The organism is Marinococcus sp. LNHM5E3-2.1 (assembly GCF_056034365.1).
The window spans coordinates 86581-108371 of record NZ_JBQLIB010000002.1 but is presented as its reverse complement, the minus strand read 5'-3'; the positions used below and the strand labels follow the sequence as shown (position 1 = coordinate 108371).

Below are 21791 nucleotides of genomic sequence, written 5' to 3'. Positions count from 1 at the left end.
AGCTTATGGAAGGGAAAATTGATCTAAAAGAAGTTTTCAACACAGTCCAGAAAAGAACTAGATTAATTGTAAGTGTAATTCTCATAACGTTATTTATAGGTGCTGTTATTACGTTTTTTGTGCTAACTCCACGATATGAAGCAAGTACACAAATTTTGGTTAACCAGGCGCAACCTGAAAACGAACAAATTTCTTCTAGTGATCTTCAATCTAGTCGAGAATTAATGAGTACTTATAGGGTTATTATGACTAGCCCGGCTATATTAGAACCAGTTTTACAGCAATCAAATTATAACGGCTCTATAGGAGAACTACGATCTAAAATAGAAGTATCAGCAGAAGAAGAATCTCAAGTAGCTACTCTAACTGTAACAGAGAACTCTCCCCAGACAGCCGTAACATTGGCAAATACTCTAGCTCAAACATTTGAAGAAGAAATATCAGGAATAATGGAAGTGGATAATGTTAGTATATTATCTCAAGCTCAATTAGGAGATAGTGAAGTTCCAATTTTTCCAAAACCTTTTATTAATTTATTTGTGGCTTTGATTTTAGGGGTTTTGATTGGAGTGGGTTTAGCATTATTACTTGAATATATGGATAAATCTTTGAAAAATGAAGAAGACATTGAAAAAGAGTTGGGGATTCCTATTTTAGGTATAGTGCCTTATATGGCAGATAATGACCTCGCAAAGGCGTCTAGCAATCAACAGGTAAATTCTACTTTAAGAACTAAAGCCCGAGAAAAAGAAAAAGCAAAAAAAATTTTCTGAAGAACTTGTAAATATCTTTTAAATATCTCGATTCTTATTTTACGGATAGTCTAATTTTAAAAGTTAAAACTTTTCTGTTTCAAGGGAGGCTTTCTCATCGTGGTAAGGTCAAAAAAGCTCTAAGCAAACCATTCAAGAAAAAACTCTCACTCAGCAGACCAAGCAGACAGAAGTCGTCATTACCGAATTTGGCAGCAAAGCAACCATGCTCGGCGCAGTGGCACTGCCGCTGGTGGAACTGCTTCAGCCGCAATGAATTTGTGCGCTTCTTATGAAAACATTCACCATTCATGACTAACTTTCCTTTCTTCTGGGAATAGAGAGGGGAAAGGAGTTGTCACAGATGAGAAACACATTCATTGCTGCCCAGGTCCGCTCGGATCGCTGGGAAGACATCGGCTCTCTTTTTCGTGATAGTGCAATTGTGAACTACGAACAGGCTAAGGAACGGAAAGAAGGACTGCTCATTCCCTTCTTTTATAACGAATATATGATGTGGAAGCCGGAAACGTATGAACTGCTCGAAGAACTGCAGGGACGCCCGGTACACATAGAGGAGCTTGCCTCCTGCCGCCTGACCGGTTTTCGGCACGAATTGGTTCTTTCGATCACTAATTGGGAGATTACCCCGGAAGGCATTATGGCCAAACAGTACCAGAATCACGAAAAACCGACACAAAATGTGCAGCTGATATAAATGAGAGAAGGCAGGGCCCGTTAGGGGCGCTGCTTTTTTATGCAGGCAGATGATCGTTTCCGGTGGGAGGTTCGTGTTAGAATGAGATAGAAAATTTTAGGATAGAAAGGAACGAAAGGCGGAGGCGTCTTTCGAAGGTCACTGTGCTATGAATTCACGTGTTTACTTACTGGCGGTGTCGGCGTTTATCGTCGGCATGGTCGAGCTGATTATCAGCGGGATTCTTCCGCTCATTTCGGAGGACTTATCGGTGTCGATTGCTATTGCCGGGCAGCTGATTACCATTTTTGCCCTCGTCTTTGCGGTGGCGGGCCCGCTTCTGCTGTCATTTACGTCCAATGTGGAAAGGAAAACGGTGTACATATGGGCGCTTGCGGTATTTGCGATTGCCAATATAGGCGCAAGCCTGGCACCGACGTTTACCGTCCTTATGGTCGCCCGGTTTGTAACCGCAGCGAGTGCGGCGCTTATTATTGTGCTTGCGCTTACGATGGCACCCAAGCTCGTGGAAGCGAAATACCGCTCGCGCAGCATCGGCCTCGTGACGATGGGGGTCAGCTCGGCGCTCGTCCTCGGCGTGCCGCTCGGGGTGCTCATCGGGGAGGCGTTCGGCTGGCGGATCATCTTTGTGATGATCGCGATGCTGACGGTGCTGATCGGCGCCGTCATGATCCGCTTTCTGCCGCGCATGCAACCGGAGCAGGTGGTTACTGTCGGCCAGCAGATCCGCTCGCTTAAAGATATCAAGATCGTCGGCATCCACAGCGTGACGCTTCTGGTGCTTGCGGGCCACTATACGCTGTACGGCTACTTTAACCCGTTCATGCAGGAGACGATGGGACTGAATTCATTCTGGATCAGCGCCATGTTCTTTATTTTCGGGGCCGCGGCGGTCTCCGGCGGAGGCATCGGCGGCTGGCTCACCGATCAGTTTGGGTCCAAAAAAATGTCGCTCACGTTCATTGCGTCGTTTGCGGTTATCCTATTCATTCTGCCGTTTGCGACCAACTCGATGGCGCTCTTTATCATAGCTGTGATTATCTGGGGTATTCTCAGCTGGTCGATTGCGCCGGCGCAGCAGAGCTATCTGATTGCGGTAGCACCGGAAACGTCCGACATCCAGCAGAGCGTCAACACGTCGGCGCTCCAGGTCGGCATTGCGATCGGCTCGATTCTCGGCGGTATTGTCGTGGAGCAGTCCGTCGTTGCCGCCACCTCCTGGGCCGGAAGCGCGCTTGTGGTGGTCGCCATGGTAATCGCGCTCATGGCATACCGGGCGCCGCGGGTGCGGGGAAGTGAAGCGAAAACCTGACCTACTGAAAAAACAATTGAAATTCAGCCCGAAAACAGCTATGATAAAGATGTTCAGAAAGCTGTAACATTTAAACATCGCGGCAGCGCTCCTGCAGGCGGTTTTAAATGAGTATAATTATGGAAACGATTACATTGGTATTTCGGCAGAGGTCCTGCCTGAAGCTAAGCGTCGTTCTGTTTCTGCTGGGGATTTTTATCCCGGCGGAGCAGGCGGCGCTTTTTTTATTATTACATATTGGGGAGTGAGAGAAATGAACAAAACAAAAAACCGCTGGCTGATTGCGCTCGCGGCTGTCGGGATTCACATTTCGATCGGATCGGTCTACGCGTGGAGCGTGTTCACCAATCCGCTCATTGACGCCTACGGGTGGAATTTAAGCGCCGTGTCGCTCACGTTCAGCATTGCGATCCTGTTTCTGGGGCTGTCGGCTGCATTTATGGGACACTTCGTTGAAAAGCATGGCCCGAGGGTATCGGGGATGGTTGCCGCAAGCTTTTTCGGCTTCGGCATGCTCGGCTCCGGGGCAGCGACGATGATGGAGTCACTGTGGCTGTTATACATAACGTACGGCATGCTTGGCGGTATCGGTCTTGGCATTGGCTACATCACACCGGTGTCGACACTCGTGAAATGGTTTCCGGATCGCCGGGGTCTCGCTACGGGGCTTGCGATTATGGGATTTGGCTTTGCGGCGATGATCGCAAGCCCGGTGATGGCCTCCCTCATTGAAGGCACCGGCATTCCGTTAACGTTTTTCATTCTAGGAGCAGTATATTTTATCGTGATGATGAGCTCGGCGCTGTACCTCGAGCGTCCGCCGGAAGGATACATGAAGGAATACACGGCTGTTGGAAAGCAGAAGCCGGACCTTGCGCAGCTGACGGCGAACGAGGCGGTCAAAACGCGCCGCTTCTGGTACCTGTGGGTGATGCTGTTCATTAACGTCACGTGCGGGATCGCGATTTTATCGGTGGCTTCCCCGATGGCGCAGGAAATTGCCGGACTGTCGGCAGCCGCTGCGGCCACCACGGTCGGCCTGATGGGCTTTTTCAACGGCGCCGGCCGCATTGCCTGGGCGAGTATTTCCGACTATCTCGGACGCCCGAACGTGTACACGGCTTTTTTCCTGATTCAAATCGTGATCTTCTTTGCGCTGCCGAACCTGACCGTCGCGCTGTTGTTCCAGCTGGCGCTGTTCTTAATCATGACCTGCTACGGCGGTGGCTTTGCTTCCATTCCGGCGTATATTGGCGATATTTTCGGCACGAAGCAGCTCGGTGCCATTCACGGCTACGTGCTGACCGCCTGGGCGGCAGCCGGCCTGGTGGGACCACTGCTTGCCTCCTGGATCCGCGGGGTCACCGAGAGCTACGCGCTCACGCTTTCGATTTTTGGCAGCATGTTTATCGTCGCGCTTCTCGTATCGCTCTTAATCCGTATCGATATCCGCCAGCTGAAGCAGGCGAACGCTGAGCCGGCTAAGGCAGAGAGACTTTCGAGTTGATTTTTGCGGCCGCGGCGCATAAGATTTAGAGAGCATAAATAGTAAAGGTGAAAAAAATGAACAAATACGAAGCTGAGTTCAGTAATCTGGTCAAAGCGTTCCGCAAACGCCATATGGGCAAAGGGCCGGGCAAAATCAACACCACGTTCTGCAAGCACTGGGCCATCTGCGAGATGGAGGGCAACCTGTCGCCGGTGGAAAAGTTTATCGCTGCCGCCGACAACGGTGAACAGATGCTGCGGGCGGCCCGGACCGAGATGGTGAAGGACATGTACAAAAAGAACCATCCCGTGGAGATGGAAGAATTCCTCGGCAGCACATTCGTCGATTTGTATGTGGATATTGATATCGAAAAGGATTTCGGCATGTCGATCTTCGTGTTCAGTGACAATATTCAGGAGAAGTTTTCTTAAATACACAGGTTAGGCACTTCGCAGCGACCCTGCAAAAGACTCAACCGCTTTGCGCTCCGGGCGATTCAGGCTCCGGGGCGTGAGGTGGTTTTTTTATTATTACACATAAAGGAGTTATTGATTATGGGAGAAACCAAGCACCAGGGACCAATGAAAAAAGCCAAAATGCCGGCGCCGGAGCACTGGGTGAGCCCGATTCCGTTCGGTCTCGGCAAGGTGAAGCCGAAGCATATCCGGGATTCGATGAAAATCGCCTGGGGCAACAAGGACAACCTCGGCTACGCGAAAAACATTATTACGAAGGGCGTCTGCGACGGCTGCGCCCTCGGAGTATCCGGGCTGTACGACCAGACGCTCAGCGGCCCGCACATCTGTACGACGCGGCTGAACGTGCTGCGGCTGAACACGATGCCGGCAGTAGAGGATGAGATTTTAAACAAGGATATTGATGAGCTGCGCGAATACTCGAGCACCGAACTCCGGGAGCTCGGCCGGGTGCCGTATCCGATGATCCGCCGCAAGGGCGAGCGCAAGTTTTCCCGGCTCAGCTGGGACGACGCGATGGATACGATCGCGGATAAAATGAAGGAGCTCGACCCGAAGCAGTATGCGTTCTACTTAACGTCGCGCGGCATTACGAACGAATCGTACTACGTGGCCGCCAAGGTGTCCCGGTTTCTCGGGGCAAACCATATCGACAACGCGTCGAGAATCTGCCACTCGCCGAGTAAGACCGCGATGAAGCGATCGGTCGGGGTCGGGGCATCGACAGCCAACTATCAGGACTGGATCGGCACCGACGTGCTGATGTTCTGGGGGAGCGTGGCGTCCAACAGCTCGCCGGTCTCTACGAAATACATGCTCGAGGCGAAGAAAAAGGGCACGAAAATTATTGTCATCAACCCGTACCGCGAGCCGTCGATGGACGAGTACTGGATTCCGTCGAATCCGGAATCGGCGCTGTTTGGCACCAAGGTTGCGGACGACTTTTACCAGATTAATATCGGCGGCGACATTGCGTTTATGCACGGCATCATGAAGCACTGGTTCGACATGGAGGAAGAGGTGCCGGGATCTGCGATCAACCATGACTTCGTCGACGAGCACGTGAACGGCTACGAAGAGCTGAAGCAGCAGGTAATGGCGCAGTCGTGGGAAGAAATTACAGAATCCTCCGGCGTGACCCGCGAGCGGATCATCGAGCTTTCCGACCTGCTTGCCCGCAGCAAAAACGCCGTATTCGCCTGGGCGCTTGGGCTTACGATGCATTCGTTTGCAACCGACAACATTTCGCAGGTGGCAAACCTCGCGCTGCTGCGCGGCTTTCTCGGCCGTCAGTACAGCGGCCTGATGCCGTTTCGCGGCCATTCGAGCGTGCAGGGAAGCGGAGAAATGGGCGCCGATCCGTTTGTGCTTCCGGGCGGCGACTTTAAAGGCGACAACATCGAACGGATCGAAAAGCTCTGGGGCTTTGACATTCCGAAATGGCAGGGGGACGTCGTCGGCGTGACGCTTGAAAACATCATGTTGCCTGAGGATCACGAGCGCAAAATCAAAATGTACTACCTGTCCGGCGGCAACTTCCTGGAAACGATGCCGGATCCGGATTTTGTGGAACAGGCGCTCTCGGAGCTCGACGTCCGTGTGCACCAGGACATCATCCTGAATACGTCGACGCTAGTGGATGCGAAGGAGGCGGTGATTGTGCTGCCGGCGAAAACCCGCTACGAGCAGGAGGACGGCGGCACGTCGACCTCGACCGAGCGGATGGTCTATTTTTCCCCGGAAATCGAAGGCAACAAAAACAAGATTGAGGAAGCACGGGCGGAATGGAAAATCTATATTGACCTCGCCAGGCGCGTGAAACCGGAAACGGCTCATCTGGTTGATTTTAAGGATGGCTGCGAGGTACGCGAGGAAATGGCCAAGGCGAACCCGAACTACAACGGCGTCCAGCATCTGAAAAAGCAGGGCGACGTGTTCCAGTGGGGCGGGGCATGGCTGTGCGAAGGCGGCGTCTGTCCGACAACTGATGGACGAGGCAATTTGATTCCGGTCGAAATTCCGGACCTGAACCGGCAGCCGGGTGACTTTTACCTGACGACCCGGCGCGGCAAGCAGTTTAACTCGATGGTCTACAAAAAAACCGATCCGATCAACGGGGCGGAGCGTGATGACGTGCTCATGAACGAAGCGGATGCGAAGGAAAACCGGATCGCTGACGGCGAGGCGGTCGTGCTGTACAACCAGTACGGCGTGTTTCAGGGCCGGGCGCGGATTGCTGACATGGCGAAGGGCAATCTGGGCGTCCATTTTCCTGAGGGTAACTTCCTGCTGCCAAAGGGTCGCTACGAGCAGTTTGCGAAAATACCGGATTACAATATCGGCGTAAAGGTGGAAAAAGCCGAAAAATTCAACGCCCGCAAGGATACCGAGTATTTGGAAAAACGGGTGGATGATCTTGAGGATACGCCAGGGGCGTAAAAAAGAACCCAGGATGAGCTCTTAACCTGAGCAGTCCTGGGTTCTTTTTATTCTTCTGTAATACGCTTAGCACCGACTAAATGACTTTTCCAGTAATCTGTGTATCCAGTATAGTCGACTCCTCTGCTGAGGGTGGCATGAAATAGCGTTTCTTCATCGATGTACATCGAGACATGGTTAATGGAACCATCATTAGTGGTGTCAAAAAAGACGAGGTCGCCCTTTTCGAGTTGGTCTTCCGGCACCTCTACACCCTCCTGGTACTGCTGCCGGGAAGTTCTGGGCAGTGTAATACCATTTTCTGCAAATATAAGCTGAAGAAAGGAGGAACAGTCAAATGTGGACGTGGTATAGGGCGGGGCCCCAAATTGGTAAGGCGTACCGATATATTTTTCACCGGACTCAATAATATTATCGATCGTATAGGTGGATATGCCTTCCACTAATTCGACACTGTCGGGTGCATCTCCGGGAGCAGCTTCTTCATAGGAAACCTTTACCTGCTCCGATATAGCAGCCGTTCCGCCTAAAATAATGTTGGTATTATACGAGCTGTTTAAATAATTGGTGGTGGAGGCCTGTGCCTGTGAAGGGTGAGAAAGCACAATAGACGCTCCGATTTTATTCGCGAGGCCGGCAGCAGCTACGGCATCAGGATAATCTTCTTCATCGCTTTTTACGGAAGTGCCGCGAACCAGCAGATTGTAATTGCCGGGTGAATAAGACGCAGCCGCTTTGACACTTGTTTCGTAACGAGTGTCACCTTTAATTCTTCTTACTTTAATTCCTTCAGCTTCCAATTCCTCGACAACCTGGGAACTGACGGCATTAGTGCCGCCAAAAATAGTGACATAATTGACTGAAGGGGGAAGGTCAGTAGAAAGGCTGTCTTTTTTCGTTAAATAAATAGGGAGGCTGTCATCTACAGCCATGCCGGACGCACTTAAAGCGTCGGCAGCTACTTCCCCGCTGACCAGAATGGCCGAAGAAGCACTGGAATAGCCGGCAGTGTCATTCACTTCTTCCGCTGTTTCATATCTGGTTGCTCCGGATACGCGTTCCACATTGATCCCTGCACTTAGAAACTCCTGTTCTACGCTGGAAGAAAGAGCTGCCTCTCCGCCGAGCAGGTAAACAGTTTTAGCATCAAGTCGAAGAACCTCCTCCATGATACGCGGATCTAAAGAATTAGTTCTGGAAAGCAGGATGGGTGCATCAGCCATTTCCACAATCCCCGCCGAAGCTAGAGCGTCTGCAGGGTGGTCAGATCTGGCAATGACCACTGAATCACTGTTTTCCCAACCATACTGAGAAATTTCGATAGCGGTGCCGATCCGGTCATCTCCGGAAATTCGTTCAGCTGCTTCTGCTTTAACGCTGATGGAAAGACTCAAAAAAAATGCCACGACAACAGTTATGGCGAACATAGCTTTAATATGTGTATGCATAAAACGCTCCTTATAGTTAGAATACATATTTTTCAAAACATAATGTATTCTAAGCATAAAGGCATAAAGTTAAATTTAATAGTACCACTTTAGGTATTAGGTCTTATTTATTGTTTCATGCAGATGTTATTCATGTTTATTAACCAACTTCATCAGTAGTACAAATACAGTTACGTCCCTGTCGTTTTGCCTGGTACAGCGCCTGGTCCGCCAGGTCATACAAAGCATGAACGTTTTTTCCGGAGGCCGGGTAGGCCCCGACTCCAATCGAAATGGTGATGAAGACGGGAGCGGGGCGCCCGGCAACGATGAACGGGGTTCGGGCAACATCGGCACGGATGCGCTCGGCAATGGTTAATGCGTGCGTTTCATCGCAGTCGTAAAGAATCACGCCGAACTCTTCGCCGCCGATGCGGAAGGCAACATCACCCGGGCGGATTGAAGCAACGATTACATGGCTGAGCTGCTTTAAAACCATATCGCCCTCGAGGTGTCCGTGCGTATCATTGATTTGCTTAAAATAGTCGATATCAAGCACTAAAAGCGACAGGGAGCGGTTGCTTGCGGGATATTCCTCTGCGGCCTGCCCGAGCAGCTCCTGGAAGGCGCGCTGGTTGTACAGCGCCGTTAAATTGTCCCGGTACGCCTGGTACTGGTAGCGGTTAAACATCTGGTTCACTTTATTTAAATGAACAAACATGTAAACAGAAACACCTGTACCTGTAAGGGAGGCAAGAAAATAAAAAGCCGAAACAGGAAGCGAGACCGTTAACGGCATCAGTATGGAAAGCATCAATGTCATATAAAGAGTGGTGAGTCCAATCATCCAGGCCGCCCGCCGCCAGATATTTTTCACGGCAGTATGGACGATCCCGCCTGAGACTACGCTGAAAGCAATGAGGAGCAGGGCAGGGAGGGAAGAAGGGCTGAAGTCCATGAGCAGCCGTCTGGCTGCGATAATCATTCCGGTGATAATAGTCGGCACCCAGCCTCCAAAGACAGCCATCAACGTAACCGGCACGAGCCGGAGGTCGATGATAGTCGTCTCGTTCAGCGGAATGGTATAGGCAAGCAGGACAAGCCCCAGCATCCCGCTGGCGGCACCGGCAGCTATTTTTTGTTTTACTGGTGAAGCCGTGCTTAAAGGTGTTTTATAAAGCAGGCGGTGAAACAAATAGATAAACGATATAAGAATAGTTATATTAATAAAAAATCCTGACAGCATAGCATCCCCCGTCGCTGCTTGGCTCAAGCTGAACTTTAGATTCAAACAAGAGTTTTATCCCAATAATAGCACCTCTTTGATCCAAAAAAAGGAACAGGAACGAAAAGATGAAAATAAGTAAAAACGAACGATACGTTGAAAAGCTTGGACATTAGTCATAAAGCACTAACACTGTACTTGCTTGACTAAAGCTCAACTATATTCATGGTCCTGCCGATAAAAGACATAGATGTGTAATATTCTATGCTTGGAAAATGCTATGAATTCGGGGTGAACGTGGTGGAGCTTACTTATGAATCGTACAGTCCTGGACTAGTGGTGCTGTCTGTTTTGATTGCGGCATTTGCCTCCTATACAGCCTTTCACGCCGCCGGCCGACTAAAAGCGGCCGGATCGAAGCATAAAGCCGTCTGGGCCATGAGCGGCGGTTTGTGTCTCGGCGGCGGTATCTGGTCGATGCATTTTATTGCTATGCTCGCACTTGATGTGGGTATGCCGGTTACATATGACCCGGGGCTGCTTGTGCTGAGCATTGTGATGGCGGTGGGGGCCAGCTGGCTGGCTTTTCTGATTCTGCAATTTTTCAAACCGGGTCTCCGGTGGCACCTGCTTGGCGCTGTTTTTATCGGAAGCGGCATTGTGTCGATGCACTATATCGGCATGGCAGCGATGCAGATGAATGCAGAGATAAAGTACAGCCCGGTACTTGTGATAATATCCGTCGTGATTGCCTATCTGGCATCGTTTACCGCTCTGCGGCTGCTTTCGGTCGTGCCGTCCATTCAAAAACGCCTCTGGAAGGAGATCGGCTTTATCGGAAGTTCGCTTTTGATGGGAGCGGCTATTGCAGGCATGCATTATACAGGCATGGCCGGAGCGTCATTTGAACACGGAAGCGCCGGAATGGGAATGGATGGCACTGCCGTTCAAACGGAGCTTTTGTCCATTTTTATCGGTATTGGAATTATGATGATTTTAGTTATTACGACCATTGTGGCTGTTTTTGAACGTCAGATCGAATTTAAGAAAGACGAGCTGGATTACATCGATGATTTGTACCGGGGCATTATTCATACGGCGAACGATGCAATTATTACGTCCAATATGGATATGAAAATTGTATCCTGGAATGATGCGGCAGAGCGTATTTTCGGACACCGGCAGGCAGATATTATCGGCGAGCCGCTTTCAACGATTATTCCAAGTGCGTATCAAAGAAGGGTGGAGTATTTTCATCAAACCGGCGAGGATGTGGAAAGTGCCTCACTCGTTGAGCTGGAAGGGCTGCACTGCGATGGCTGGACATTTCCGCTCGAGCTTTCCTTTTCCCGGCAGGGAAGCGGGGGCCAAAAAGTATATACCGGAATTGTGCGCGATATTTCGGAGCGTATCAAACAGAATGAACGTATCCAGGAGCTGATTTACCGGGATGATTTAACCCGGCTGCCGAACCGGCGTATGCTGAACGAGCATCTTACCCATATGCTTGAGCAGCTGTCTCAGGCGAATTTGGCCGTGCTGTTTGTTGACCTGGACCGGTTTAAAAATGTAAACGACGTCTACGGGCACCGTATTGGTGATGAGCTTTTAATTATTGCCGCTGAACGGATGAAAAAGCGTCTGCGGGAAACGGATTTTCTGGCCAGGCAGAGCGGGGATGAATTTGTGGTTATTTTGCCGGAGTCTACCGGCTACGGGGCAGGGAACACGGCTCATTCGCTGGTACAGGTATTGAATGAACCGGTCACAATAGAGAAAAATGAGTTGTTTATTTCCGCCTCGATTGGCATCAGTGTGTATCCGGAGGACGGGGAAACAGCGGAGGACCTGCTAAAGCATGCCGATACGGCGATGTACAAAGCGAAAAGCAGCGGCGCAAATCAGTACTTCTTCTTCACGGCCGATATGAATGAAGAGGTGTCCAAAAAAATGCTGCTCGAGTCCGGACTTAGGAAGGGCATCATCACCGAAGAATTTTTGTTGTACTATCAGCCGCAGGTGGACGTTGTCAGCGGAGAAATAAAGGGCTATGAAGCACTTGTGCGTTGGAGGCACCCGGAGCTCGGAATGGTGCCGCCGGGAGAATTTATTCCGCTTGCTGAAGAAACCGGACTCATCATCCCGCTCGGGCGCTGGATTCTACAGGAGGCGTGCCGGCAGATGGCAGAATGGAAAAAAGCCGGAAGCACGGTAACCAGAATGTCAGTGAATATTTCCACCCTTCAGTTCCAGCAGCCGGACTTTTTGAATATGGTTATGGAAATTCTTGAAAATACCGGCCTTCCCCCGGAATACCTGGAGCTTGAGCTGACGGAAAGCATTGTGCAGGATCCGGAACGGTCGGTGCCTCTGATGGAAAGCATTCGGGCCAGGGGTATCCGCATCTCTCTTGATGATTTTGGCACCGGCTACTCATCGCTCAGCTACCTGAAGGACTTTCCATTGAATACACTTAAGATCGATAAATCGTTTATGGACAACATCGAGGACGGGCAGCGCGAGGAAGCGATCGTGGAAAGCATTATCCATATGGCCCAACGTCTTGGCTTTAACGTGATCGCAGAGGGAATCGAAAAAAGCTCGCAGTTGAGCCTCCTCTCGGAAAAAGCGTGCCAAGAATACCAGGGCTATTACTACAGCCCGCCGCTCCCGGCTGAAGCGATAAACGAATACGCAGGGCGCCGGGATGAAAAATATACGTCTTGAATTTGGAAAGCCCGCGCAGATGAGTCTGTACGGGCTTTTTTGCTGGGGAAACGCTATTATCCTTATCATCCATAATGTTTTTCTGGAAATTAAATTACAATTAGTGTAAATTAATTTTTAAGACTTAGTTCAAAAAGCTTATTTATGGAGGTTTGTTATGTCCCAGGTTCATTATTTTCCAAGGTATTCACAAAAAGAAAATATGGTCACCAACAATACACTGCTCTTGTTCAATCGGTTGTATAATTACAGCGCGGACACGTTCAATCAGTTTTTGAACAATTTAATTGAAAAAGTGGATCAGAAAATCGATACGAGACTGTCGTTTGAACAACAGGTAAAGGCAAAAGAAAGTGTGCCAGACGGAGTGATCCGTCAGCAGAGCTTTAAAATCATTATCGAAACAAAGCTGTATGGTCAAGAACAGATTCAGCAATTAATTAAACACCATAACTCCTTTAACAATGAAGACCAGCAGGTACTTCTTTGGATAAACAAAACTCCTATTGATAAAGCCTATGAAACAAAAATTATCAAAGAGTTAACCGCTATTAATGAACAAAGAGAGAATAAAATTATATTCGTACCAGTAACTTTTAAAGAAATTTGTGATAAAGCAGCAGAGGTCATCCAAAGCCAGCATTTTGGGCTGGGCGAAGTAGTAGAGGATTATGCAGCGTTTTGTAATGAAGCAGGGCTGATTGATAATTCCCATACAAAAATGAGAGTGGTTTTAGCCAGCAGTTCCCTGGATCAGAACATGGAGTACGGAGTGTACTATGCTCCTTCATCCCGGGGCTATCAGCAGCATAAGTACTTAGGCTTGTATGCAAACAAAGCAGTACGCGGTATCGGTCAAATCACAAACAGTGCCGATATTGAATACGACGAAGAGACCGATGAATTTTTGGTAATCGAGACGCAAATTAAGGATATTACTGAGGAACAAAAAAGTATTGTTAAACAAGTTATTCAAAAAGCAAAAGAAGAGCAGGGGTTCTTAATTGCTAAAGGGCATCGTTTTTTCTTTGTAGATAAATTTGAGGGGATGGAGTACAAAAAAACAACATCAGGAGGGCTGATGGGGCAGCGGTATTTTGATTTAGCAGACGTCCCAGGCTTTAATCTTAAATTAAATACAAAAGAAATAGCAGATTTACTGGATCAAAAAGAATGGGGAGCGAAAAACTAAAGCTTTCAAGCCATAATTTATTAGAGAGAAAAGCCCGCGCAAATGAGTCTGCACGGGCTTTTCCTATGCTTTATCACGTCAGCCGCTCAATCATTTCCCGGTGTTTTGGATAAGCAGCGGTAAGTTCGTCACGCGCGAGCAGCTCGAAGTCGGCAAAGTCAAAGCCGGGAACGACGACGCAGCTGACAAGTGCGAACTGCTCCGGTTTGCGGACTTCGGCCCCGAATATGGTTCCCTTCGGCACGATGCCCTGAAGCACTTCGCCATTAGCGGGGTTCGGTCCAAGCGTCATAATTTCATGGTGCCCGCTCTCTGGATGAATCATATGCACGTCAAGCGGAGCGCCGGTATGGTAATACCACATTTCGTCCGACTGCAGCTGATGGAGGCGGGAAGGCTCACCGGAACGGACGAGAAAATGAATACTCGTGTACTGGGCGCGGGTTCTGCCAATAGGCGTAGTGACTGTCTCCTCCGATTTCATCGTCTGCCGGAAAAAGCCGCCCTCCGGGTGCGGTTCAAGCTGCAGTTCTCGGATCCATTCGTCAGCTTTAGTCATAGAGAAGCCTCCCTCTTATTATCTGTAATTTTCTTTATACGTTGCGGGCAGCGTTCCTTTTTCAATGAATTCCTGCACCAGCTGCTGGAAAGTCTTTGGGTCACGGGCTTCGATCGAAAGCGTCCGCAGGTGGCTGTAAAAGGAGCGCTTTTCAAATTCATAGGCGAATTTTTCCGCGAATGATTGGGCGACCACCTGGCCGTAGCTCCAGCAGATTTGTTTTTTATCCTCCGGCAGCGAGCGGGCTAACAGCACGAGCGTTTCAAGCAGCATATTGGTGAGAACGGGGTCGTTTTTCACATAAACACTGATGTGTCCAAAGGCCGTATACAGGTAATCGTCAAAATACTCCTGCTTCATGACGACGCGGAGCGCGTTTTCCCCGTCGGACAAATACGGTGTGAACGAGGTGACTTTGGCGATGGAAAGCAGCAGGTCAATCAGCTGATACAGCGTGTCTTTAAGTGTCCCCGGTTCATCGTTGGCCACCGCCTTCACAGCGATATCCTTCAGCTTCTGGACTCCGAATCCGAGATCCTGAATTTCGTTCTGCCGGTCACCGAGAAACAGCATGCGCCGGTATTTCTGCTCATCCACTTCGTCCACGGTGGTGCCCTCGGTCGTCCAGTAGGAAAAGAGTGTCAAATCGGGCAGCAGGAAATCACCAATATTGCAGTGCAGCTGAATCACGAGGCCATCCTTTTGGGCTTCCTGGATCAGCTTGCCAAAATCGACAATCTGCAGGTAGCCGGACGTTTCGCACGCCACCTTTGTTGCCTGGTCCTGTTTCTCCTGCGGCAGATAGGAAAGGCTGAGGTGGTCCGGGTTGTCGGCCCGGTATTTTTCAAGGTCGTAGTAGAGCGTGTTTAAAATCCGTTCCTCAGACTGTTTTTTCATGTCTGTCGTAATGCTTGGCGGCTGCATCCATTTGGTGGCGTGGTTAATAAACAAAATAAAGTTCAGCACCGAAAAGGCCGTCATGAGCACGCCCGCAATTGGAAAAACCGTGTACTGGCTGATGGACGAATCCAAAAAGAAAAATACGATCAGCAGATAGAAGAAACAGAGGTTAAAGATACCGATCGCATGCTGTGTGCGGCGGTTGGAAATGAAATTGAGCAGCACCCGCGGCGTGAACTGGTTCGACATGTTCGTGAGCACCATCAGCATTGAGTTAAAGGTGAACGCGTTGAGCGTCAGCACCCCGGACAGCATGGTGCTGTACATCGTCTGGGTGAGCGAGTATTCTGTCGTGAATGCTGACAAAAGTGTCCATCCCGGCCGGAGGCTGAATTCGATCCAAAACGAGAGAATCGATAAAAGAGAAGCGATAATAATATAAATAGCCGGCAGCACCCACAGGCTGGCACGCGTTTCGTGCCAGCGCTGGCGGGAGGACATGCTGAGCAGCCGTTTTACCGGTGCCGGCATCATGCGAAACAGCATATGAAGCATGGTTTCACCCGCTTTCTTTTTTAAGAGTTTGTATAATTTCCGCTACAGTTAAGCATAAAGGTTCCGAAGGGTAAATGAAATAAGTACCGGAAAATAGGCCCTGTTTCTCCGTCAGCGCCGGGTGGTATATTGAATCGTAATAGGATACATATACAGGAGGAGGAAAACGATGAATATTGCCGTTTATCAGATGGACATTGTGGCGGGAGACCCGGAAGCGAACCGGGAAAAGGTAAGCCGGTGGCTCAGGGAGCAGGAGCCTGGCAGCATGGATATGGTCATGCTTCCGGAAATGTGGACGACCGCGTATACGCTGCCGGAGCTTCAGGATATTGCGGAGGATCCGGCAGACAGCGAAACGATCCGTTTTTTGCAGGAGGCGGCGAAACACTATGATGTTCATATCATGGGAGGGTCGATCGCGGTAAAAGAAAACGGGAAGGTGTATAACCGGGCCGTTGTGATAGATAACACAGGGGAGCTTGTATATGATTATGACAAAATCCATCTCGTGCCGATGCTGAACGAGCCGGCGTACTTAAGCGGCGGGCGCGAGCCGGTGAAGGTGTTTGAGATTAACGGAATCAAAATGGGGGTCGTAATCTGCTATGACCTTCGTTTTCCGGAAATTATCCGGAGCCTCGCTCTGCAGGGGTGTGAGCTGTTGTTTATCCCGGCGGAATGGCCGGACAGCCGACGGAATCACTGGGACGTGCTGAGTGCGGCGCGGGCGGTGGAAAACCAGATGTATGTCGTGACGTGCAACCGCCCGGGTTCCTATGATGGTATTACATTCGCCGGATCCTCGGCCTTTATCGATCCGTGGGGCAACGTGCTGCAGAAGGGGAGCGTGGACGGCGAGGAAACGCTCCAAGAAACCCTGGATCTATCCAATGTGGCAGAGGTCCGTAAAAACGTACCCGTTTTTGACAGCCGGGTGCCGGAGTTGTATGAATAGAGCAGAAAGCAGCCTTTGGGAAAAGAAATCGTTGAACTGCACAGCCTGAGCCGGCATCAGACGATCTGACATGCGATAAAGTGTAGCAGCTGCAGCAGCCGATTGAATGAAGAAAGGCGGCGGTGAATGATGGAACAAAACCAAAGCGATCTGTTGAAAAAAGGCGTACAGCGCCGGGTGCTGTGGGGAGCCATTTTTTTAATGGCCACTTCCTCTATCGGACCGGCATTTTTAACACAGACAACAGAATTCACGTCCCAGTTTCTGGCTAGTTTTGCGTTTGCCATTTTAGCATCGATTATTATTGATATTGGCGCCCAGTTAAATATCTGGCGGGTGCTGGTTGTTTCCGGAAAACGGGGGCAGGACGTGGCAAACATGGTATTTCCGGGGCTCGGCTACCTGGTAGCGGCGCTCATTGTGCTCGGCGGTATTGCCTTTAACATCGGGAACGTGGCCGGGGCAGGTCTTGGTATTAACGTGCTGTTTGGTATTTCCCCACAGGTGGGAGCGGTGATCACCGGGGTGATCGCTATTATCATTTTTACTGTGAAGAGCGCCGAAAAAGTGGTGGATATCCTTATCCCCATTCTCGGTATCGTGATGATCACGATGGTGGGCTATGTGATGATCACGACCAACCCGCCGGTTGGAGAAGCTGTAGTTCGTAGCGTGTTCCCGGAGGATTACGCAGTACTCGTGCTCCCGGTTGTGACGCTTGTTGGCGGAACCGTGGGCGGCTATATTACCTTTGCCGGTGCGCACCGGCTGATCGACCGGGGATTCAAGGGGAAAGAAGCCCTTCCCCTTGTCACGAAAGCTGCGAATTTTGGCATCTTAACGACCGGAGTTATGAGAGTGCTTTTATTCCTTGCCGTGCTGGGTGTCGTGTCTGCAGGGTATACGCTTGATGAAGCAAATCCTGCGGCGTCTGTGTTTCAGATCGCTCTCGGCAATGTCGGCTATAAAATCTTCGGCGTGGTGCTCTGGTCCGCTGCCATCAGTTCCGTGATCGGATCGGCGTATACGAGTGTTTCATTTATTCGCTCCTTTCACCCGCAGCTTGAAAAGTATTATAAATGGCTGATCATCGGCTTTATTGCTTTTTCCACGATTGTGTTTGCGATTGTCGGGGAGCCGGTAACATTGTTAATCGTGGCTGGTGCTTTAAACGGGTTAATCCTTCCGTTAACCCTCGGATCGGTGCTTCTTGCTTCAAGGAAAAAGTCCATTGTCGGGGAATACAGGCACCCGGCCTGGATGCTCATCTTTGGGATAGTGGCAGTGTTGGTCACCTTGGTGGCAGGATTTCTGTCGCTGCAGGGAATTGCGGATTTGTGGCAGTAGAATGTTAAAAGGAAACACTCTGCAGGCCGAAGGAGATTGAATAGCTTCGCCCGCCTGTGGTATAAATTCATTTAACAAAAAACGGCCTGTGCGCGAACACGGACCGCCAACATCAGTACTGACCCTTCAAAGGGGTCGGCTCAGGGAAAAATAAACCACTGGAGCGCTCTAACTCAAAGTTGGTTTATTTTTTTATGCTTTTTACTATAAAATTTTATTTTTATTACAATTTTTTGTCATTTAGTGGTACAATTTGACTAGTATATTGTAATTATTAAAAGGGGGATTTGTATGAAGTATTGCCCGAATTGCGGGAAAGAAAATGAGTCAGGGGGACGCTTTTGTCCTTCTTGCGGTCAGGACATGCAGCCATCTGTCAATCAGCAATCACCGGACAACATTCAGCCACAAGCTTCAAGTTCTGGTCAGTACCAAAACACGAATCAACCACCAACACAAAATACTACAGACGCAGTTTCAAAAGCATTCAGTGACAAAAATACACTGCCGTTTGTGATTATTGGCTGGATTTCGGTCGCTTTTTCACTGATTTTCATTCCGGTGGTGTTTGGAGCAGTTTCAGTGATTATGGGCTTCCTCGTCCGGACTAAGGGGCAGCCAACCCATGGAATGATTATGATTATTGCCGGTATTGCAGCAGCTATTATGGGAATGCTGATCGGGTTTGTAATTGGTGCGAACAGCTACTATTATTAATTTTATACAAATGAGGAGGAACTGCAAAAGTTCCTTCTTTTTATATTGCTTAAATAGAGAATCAGTTTTTGCACGTTTGCCCATTGTCCCGGAAAGGAAAGAGCCGGGAAGAGAGATTTAAAATTACACAGATGAAGGATGATACCAATGCCAATATACTGCAAGCGGCTCCATAAGAAAGCAGATACGGACGACGGCTACCGGATTTTTGTTGAGAAGGAATGGCCGAACGAAGTCGAAGAGGTGCGTGCCGATATTCATGAATGGGTGGACGGTGTTGCCCCGTCGAAGGAGCTCCAGAAGGCGCTTGAGGACGAACCGAAAAAGTTCGAAAGCTTCAAGGAGGCGTATAAGGCAGAGCTTGAGCAGGATGAGCTCAAACGCGAAGAATTGCAGCGCCTAAAAGAAATTGTGCGGATGCAGGACAAGGACGTGACGCTCGTCTTTTCGTCAGAGGATGTAAAGCGAAATCACGCCTGGGTGCTGAAGGAAATTCTCGATCAGCAGCCGGCGCATCCGGACGGGTAATACGAAGGCCCGCCTACAGCAGGCGGGCCTGAAGCGTGGAGACGACGAGTCCCCACGCTTTTTTTGCGGTGCTTTTTCGTCCGACATGGGTGAAGGCGTGAATGGTTTTTGGAAACATCTGATACTCCACCGGCACGCCTTCCTGCTTCAAGCGCTCTGCGTACCGGAATGCCTCGCGGGCGAGGGAATCGTATTCCGGGGTGAACACAAGCGTCGGCGGCAGCCCTTCGAGTGATTCCGCACGGAGCGGGGAAATATACGGGTGCGCAGTGCTCTGGCCCGTTTCCAGGTAGCTTGCCGTGAACAGATCCGCCACAAAAATGGGAATCGCTCCGGGAAAGAATGCTTTTTCGCGGGGATCAGTCGCAAGGTCGAGAATCGGCGAGTCCAAAATTTGAACTGCGGGCATCGGCGCCCCGGTGTCGCGCAAAAGCAGCAGCGTTGATGCTGCAATGTTTCCGCCGGCACTGTGTCCGCCGAGGGCGAAGCGTTCCATATTCAGGCCGAGCCAATCCTCATGGACGTGCAGCCATGCGATCACGTCCCGGATTTCAAACAGGGAAAATGGAAACCGGCTGCGCGGGGCCAGGTGGTAATCGATATTCACGACCACACAGGGGGTCAGCTCGGCGACATAGCGGCCCCAGTCTTCATCGTCGGCGTAGCTTCCCATGAAAAAGCCGCCGCCGTGCAGATTCACAAACACCGGAAGAGCCGTGCCTTCAGCTTTTTCGGGATAATAGATGTGCACGGGCGTCGCGCCGGCAGCCGTTTCAACAATGTAGGGATCCGTGCGGACCGCCTCTGCCAAAGGCGGGGTAATATGGGTCGGTGAATAACGGCGAAGTCGTATCTGAAACGCGCGCAGAAGCGCGGTCAACAGGTAGGTTCTCCATACGGGCATTGGTGCCACTCCTTTCTTCTCTCTACGTGCCTATTCCTGCCGCAGCCTTTTGTTAAGCTGAAAATTGTCCAGCATAAAAAATCAGCCGGCACTCGTTAAGAGAGTACCGGCTGATGCTGTATTATTTTCGTTTAATTCCAATGGAGCGTCCGGCTTTAGCCGGCCAGTTCTCTAGAGAGAGGACTGGGACTCTGGCAAAGCCCTGCTGAAGCGTTTCGGGAAACGGGGCGGGCCGTCCGGCGGACTGATCCATTCCCATCACCATTTGTTCGCTCGTAGCGATTGTTTCATTTTTAGCGTCAAGCATCTCAAACCACAGATGCAGCCGCTTGGCGTCCTGATCAAGGATCACCGCTGATACGGCGAGCGGCTGATCCTGGTGGGCCTCCGCCAGATACATCAGGTGCGTTTCGAGAGTAAATACGGTGTACTGCTCCTGTTCGATAAAGCGGGCAGTCAAGCCTGCGTCTTCAAGAAGCGCATCGAGCGCCCGGCTGAAAACTAAAGCGTAAGCGGCGTCATTCATGTGTCCGTTATAGTCCACCCATTCCTTTTCTACGCTACCGTTCCAGACTGTATGGTTATTTGTCATGGCTGTGCACCTTTTCTGCCGGCCAGTAGCTGCCATCGTGCAGCAGGTTCATGAGCTTTAAAAGAAATTCATCGCGGCGCTCTTCAAGCTCGGCGACGCTTTTATCCCCGGACTGTTCCTTTGTGCCCTCGATCACTTTTTCGCTCAATTCAGGAGTGAGCTCCGGGGCTTCGAGACTGGTCCACGGTGCTTTCAGGGCCGGACCGAACTGCTCGAGCATGTGGGTCATGCCTTTGTCACCGCCGGCCAGATGGAAGGTCAAAAACGGTCCCATGAGTGCCCAGCGGAGACCGGCGCCGTAGACAATCGCTTTGTCGACTTCTTCGGTGGTGGCATGGCCGTCGTTCACAATATGAAGGGCTTCCCGCCAGAGGGCTTCCATCAGCCGGTCGGCGATATGGCCGTCCACTTCGCCCTTCATGACAAGCGGCTTCATGCCGGCAAGCTCATATATTTCCTGGGCGCGTGTCATTTCGGTACCTGTCGTCTGCTCGCCGCCGGAAAGCTCCACAAGCGGAAGCAGGTAGACGGGGTGAAACGGGTGGGCGACGATGACGCGCTCCGGATGGCGGGTACAGTCGGTCTGAAGCGTCGTCGGCTTGTAGCCGGACGTGCTTGAAGCGATTATGCTTTCGGCTGGCGCGTGTGCATCAATCTGGGCGAGCACGCTTCGTTTAATGTCTTCGCGTTCAGGCACATTTTCCTGAATAAGGGCAGCGTCTGACACAGCGTCTGAAATGTCAGTCGTAAATGTAAGCTTATCGATGGAGGCATCGTCGTGCATGCCGTTTTCCTTCAGCTTCGGCCAAAGCGATGTAACAGTGCTGCGGGTTTTTTCTTCGGCGCCGTCCGCCGGGTCGCAGGCAATAACGTGAAAGCCGTGCGCGAGGAAACGGGCGATCCAGCCGTTGCCGATCACGCCGGTTCCGACGACGGCAATAGTAGTTGTTGAGGGATTCATGAGGTCCTCCTAA

General features: G+C 50.4%; 20 protein-coding genes. 13 read left to right on the top strand and 7 right to left on the bottom strand.

Annotated elements, in window-relative coordinates; translation table 11 throughout:
- The first annotated feature begins 5 nt into the window (after positions 1–5).
- The 7 genes from ACTRXH_RS04760 (at position 6) to ACTRXH_RS04730 (ending at position 7186) form a co-directional block, all read left to right on the top strand.
- Positions 6–773: a YveK family protein gene (locus ACTRXH_RS04760; protein WP_474280910.1), complete on the top strand. Its 768-nt coding sequence runs from the start codon at positions 6–8 to the stop codon at positions 771–773.
- Between the two features lie 343 nt (positions 774–1116).
- Positions 1117–1470: a hypothetical protein gene (locus ACTRXH_RS04755; protein ID WP_474280907.1), complete on the top strand. Its 354-nt coding sequence runs from the start codon at positions 1117–1119 to the stop codon at positions 1468–1470.
- A 148-nt stretch (positions 1471–1618) separates the two neighbouring features.
- Entirely contained in the window at positions 1619–2782 is a 1164-nt protein-coding gene (locus ACTRXH_RS04750) for an MFS transporter (protein ID WP_474280904.1), read from the top strand.
- A 107-nt stretch (positions 2783–2889) separates the two neighbouring features.
- Positions 2890–3030, top strand: coding sequence for a hypothetical protein (locus tag ACTRXH_RS04745; RefSeq protein WP_474261605.1), 141 nt, complete (start codon positions 2890–2892; stop codon positions 3028–3030).
- Between the two features lie 5 nt (positions 3031–3035).
- A complete protein-coding gene (locus ACTRXH_RS04740; RefSeq protein WP_474280901.1) occupies positions 3036–4289 on the top strand; it encodes an L-lactate MFS transporter in 1254 nt (417 codons plus the stop codon).
- A gap of 56 nt (positions 4290–4345) precedes the next feature.
- Positions 4346–4702, top strand: coding sequence for a Na-translocating system protein MpsC family protein (locus ACTRXH_RS04735; RefSeq protein WP_474261603.1), 357 nt, complete (start codon positions 4346–4348; stop codon positions 4700–4702).
- A 123-nt stretch (positions 4703–4825) separates the two neighbouring features.
- Positions 4826–7186, top strand: a complete 2361-nt coding sequence (locus ACTRXH_RS04730; protein WP_474280898.1) for an FdhF/YdeP family oxidoreductase — start codon at positions 4826–4828, stop codon at positions 7184–7186.
- Between the two features lie 47 nt (positions 7187–7233).
- On the opposite strand, the gene ACTRXH_RS04725 is transcribed toward ACTRXH_RS04730, so the two are convergent.
- Positions 7234–8634 (bottom strand): cell wall-binding repeat-containing protein, encoded by a 1401-nt coding sequence (locus tag ACTRXH_RS04725; protein WP_474280896.1) that lies wholly within the window; start codon positions 8632–8634, stop codon positions 7234–7236.
- Between the two features lie 139 nt (positions 8635–8773).
- Complete coding sequence (locus tag ACTRXH_RS04720; protein WP_474280894.1) at positions 8774–9859, bottom strand: GGDEF domain-containing protein; 1086 nt, start codon at positions 9857–9859, stop codon at positions 8774–8776.
- Positions 9860–10102: 243 nt separating this feature from the next.
- Between ACTRXH_RS04720 and ACTRXH_RS04715 the strand changes: the two genes are divergently transcribed.
- Together ACTRXH_RS04715 and ACTRXH_RS04710 are read left to right on the top strand one after the other, a co-directional pair.
- The gene (locus tag ACTRXH_RS04715) at positions 10103–12565 is read left to right on the top strand and encodes an EAL domain-containing protein (RefSeq protein WP_474280892.1); all 2463 of its coding nucleotides are present in this window, start codon (positions 10103–10105) and stop codon (positions 12563–12565) included.
- Between the two features lie 157 nt (positions 12566–12722).
- Entirely contained in the window at positions 12723–13757 is a 1035-nt protein-coding gene (locus ACTRXH_RS04710; protein ID WP_474280890.1) for a hypothetical protein, read from the top strand.
- Between the two features lie 73 nt (positions 13758–13830).
- On the opposite strand, the gene ACTRXH_RS04705 is transcribed toward ACTRXH_RS04710, so the two are convergent.
- Together ACTRXH_RS04705 and ACTRXH_RS04700 are read right to left on the bottom strand one after the other, a co-directional pair.
- The gene (locus ACTRXH_RS04705) at positions 13831–14316 is read right to left on the bottom strand and encodes a cupin domain-containing protein (protein WP_474280888.1); all 486 of its coding nucleotides are present in this window, start codon (positions 14314–14316) and stop codon (positions 13831–13833) included.
- A gap of 18 nt (positions 14317–14334) precedes the next feature.
- On the bottom strand, positions 14335–15771 hold the full coding sequence (locus tag ACTRXH_RS04700) for a DUF2254 domain-containing protein (RefSeq protein ID WP_474280886.1): 1437 nt from the start codon (positions 15769–15771) through the stop codon (positions 14335–14337).
- Between the two features lie 169 nt (positions 15772–15940).
- Between ACTRXH_RS04700 and ACTRXH_RS04695 the strand changes: the two genes are divergently transcribed.
- The 4 genes from ACTRXH_RS04695 to ACTRXH_RS04680 all read left to right on the top strand — a co-directional run bounded on the left by ACTRXH_RS04695 (position 15941) and on the right by ACTRXH_RS04680 (position 19321).
- Positions 15941–16729: a carbon-nitrogen family hydrolase gene (locus ACTRXH_RS04695; RefSeq protein ID WP_474280883.1), complete on the top strand. Its 789-nt coding sequence runs from the start codon at positions 15941–15943 to the stop codon at positions 16727–16729.
- Positions 16730–16855: 126 nt separating this feature from the next.
- Positions 16856–18076, top strand: a complete 1221-nt coding sequence (locus ACTRXH_RS04690) for an NRAMP family divalent metal transporter (RefSeq protein ID WP_474280881.1) — start codon at positions 16856–16858, stop codon at positions 18074–18076.
- A 291-nt stretch (positions 18077–18367) separates the two neighbouring features.
- Positions 18368–18793 carry a zinc ribbon domain-containing protein gene (locus ACTRXH_RS04685; RefSeq protein ID WP_474280879.1) on the top strand — a complete coding sequence of 142 codons (426 nt, stop codon included), beginning with the start codon at positions 18368–18370 and terminating at the stop codon, positions 18791–18793.
- A gap of 147 nt (positions 18794–18940) precedes the next feature.
- Positions 18941–19321, top strand: coding sequence for a DUF488 domain-containing protein (locus ACTRXH_RS04680; RefSeq protein WP_474280877.1), 381 nt, complete (start codon positions 18941–18943; stop codon positions 19319–19321).
- Positions 19322–19334: 13 nt separating this feature from the next.
- On the opposite strand, the gene ACTRXH_RS04675 is transcribed toward ACTRXH_RS04680, so the two are convergent.
- The 3 genes from ACTRXH_RS04675 to ACTRXH_RS04665 all read right to left on the bottom strand — a co-directional run bounded on the left by ACTRXH_RS04675 (position 19335) and on the right by ACTRXH_RS04665 (position 21778).
- Positions 19335–20225, bottom strand: a complete 891-nt coding sequence (locus ACTRXH_RS04675) for an alpha/beta hydrolase (RefSeq protein WP_474280875.1) — start codon at positions 20223–20225, stop codon at positions 19335–19337.
- A gap of 121 nt (positions 20226–20346) precedes the next feature.
- A complete protein-coding gene (locus ACTRXH_RS04670) occupies positions 20347–20817 on the bottom strand; it encodes a thioesterase family protein (protein ID WP_474280873.1) in 471 nt (156 codons plus the stop codon).
- On the bottom strand, positions 20807–21778 hold the full coding sequence (locus ACTRXH_RS04665; RefSeq protein ID WP_474280871.1) for a 3-hydroxyacyl-CoA dehydrogenase NAD-binding domain-containing protein: 972 nt from the start codon (positions 21776–21778) through the stop codon (positions 20807–20809). The genes ACTRXH_RS04670 and ACTRXH_RS04665 overlap by 11 nt, the downstream gene beginning before the upstream one ends.
- Positions 21779–21791: the final 13 nt, after the last annotated feature.

Bases quoted from the DNA above. Each gene is read 5' to 3' on its own strand.
- ACTRXH_RS04760 (WP_474280910.1), top strand. From the start codon at position 6: ATGGAAGGGAAAATTGATCTAAAAGAAGTTTTCAACACAGTCCAGAAA.
- ACTRXH_RS04755 (WP_474280907.1), top strand. From the start codon at position 1,117: ATGAGAAACACATTCATTGCTGCCCAGGTCCGCTCGGATCGCTGGGAA.
- ACTRXH_RS04750 (WP_474280904.1), top strand. From the start codon at position 1,619: ATGAATTCACGTGTTTACTTACTGGCGGTGTCGGCGTTTATCGTCGGC.
- ACTRXH_RS04745 (WP_474261605.1), top strand. From the start codon at position 2,890: ATGAGTATAATTATGGAAACGATTACATTGGTATTTCGGCAGAGGTCC.
- ACTRXH_RS04740 (WP_474280901.1), top strand. From the start codon at position 3,036: ATGAACAAAACAAAAAACCGCTGGCTGATTGCGCTCGCGGCTGTCGGG.
- ACTRXH_RS04735 (WP_474261603.1), top strand. From the start codon at position 4,346: ATGAACAAATACGAAGCTGAGTTCAGTAATCTGGTCAAAGCGTTCCGC.
- ACTRXH_RS04730 (WP_474280898.1), top strand. From the start codon at position 4,826: ATGGGAGAAACCAAGCACCAGGGACCAATGAAAAAAGCCAAAATGCCG.
- ACTRXH_RS04725 (WP_474280896.1), bottom strand. From the start codon at position 8,634: ATGCATACACATATTAAAGCTATGTTCGCCATAACTGTTGTCGTGGCA.
- ACTRXH_RS04720 (WP_474280894.1), bottom strand. From the start codon at position 9,859: ATGCTGTCAGGATTTTTTATTAATATAACTATTCTTATATCGTTTATC.
- ACTRXH_RS04715 (WP_474280892.1), top strand. From the start codon at position 10,103: ATGCTTGGAAAATGCTATGAATTCGGGGTGAACGTGGTGGAGCTTACT.
- ACTRXH_RS04710 (WP_474280890.1), top strand. From the start codon at position 12,723: ATGTCCCAGGTTCATTATTTTCCAAGGTATTCACAAAAAGAAAATATG.
- ACTRXH_RS04705 (WP_474280888.1), bottom strand. From the start codon at position 14,316: ATGACTAAAGCTGACGAATGGATCCGAGAACTGCAGCTTGAACCGCAC.
- ACTRXH_RS04700 (WP_474280886.1), bottom strand. From the start codon at position 15,771: ATGCTTCATATGCTGTTTCGCATGATGCCGGCACCGGTAAAACGGCTG.
- ACTRXH_RS04695 (WP_474280883.1), top strand. From the start codon at position 15,941: ATGAATATTGCCGTTTATCAGATGGACATTGTGGCGGGAGACCCGGAA.
- ACTRXH_RS04690 (WP_474280881.1), top strand. From the start codon at position 16,856: ATGATGGAACAAAACCAAAGCGATCTGTTGAAAAAAGGCGTACAGCGC.
- ACTRXH_RS04685 (WP_474280879.1), top strand. From the start codon at position 18,368: ATGAAGTATTGCCCGAATTGCGGGAAAGAAAATGAGTCAGGGGGACGC.
- ACTRXH_RS04680 (WP_474280877.1), top strand. From the start codon at position 18,941: ATGCCAATATACTGCAAGCGGCTCCATAAGAAAGCAGATACGGACGAC.
- ACTRXH_RS04675 (WP_474280875.1), bottom strand. From the start codon at position 20,225: ATGCCCGTATGGAGAACCTACCTGTTGACCGCGCTTCTGCGCGCGTTT.
- ACTRXH_RS04670 (WP_474280873.1), bottom strand. From the start codon at position 20,817: ATGACAAATAACCATACAGTCTGGAACGGTAGCGTAGAAAAGGAATGG.
- ACTRXH_RS04665 (WP_474280871.1), bottom strand. From the start codon at position 21,778: ATGAATCCCTCAACAACTACTATTGCCGTCGTCGGAACCGGCGTGATC.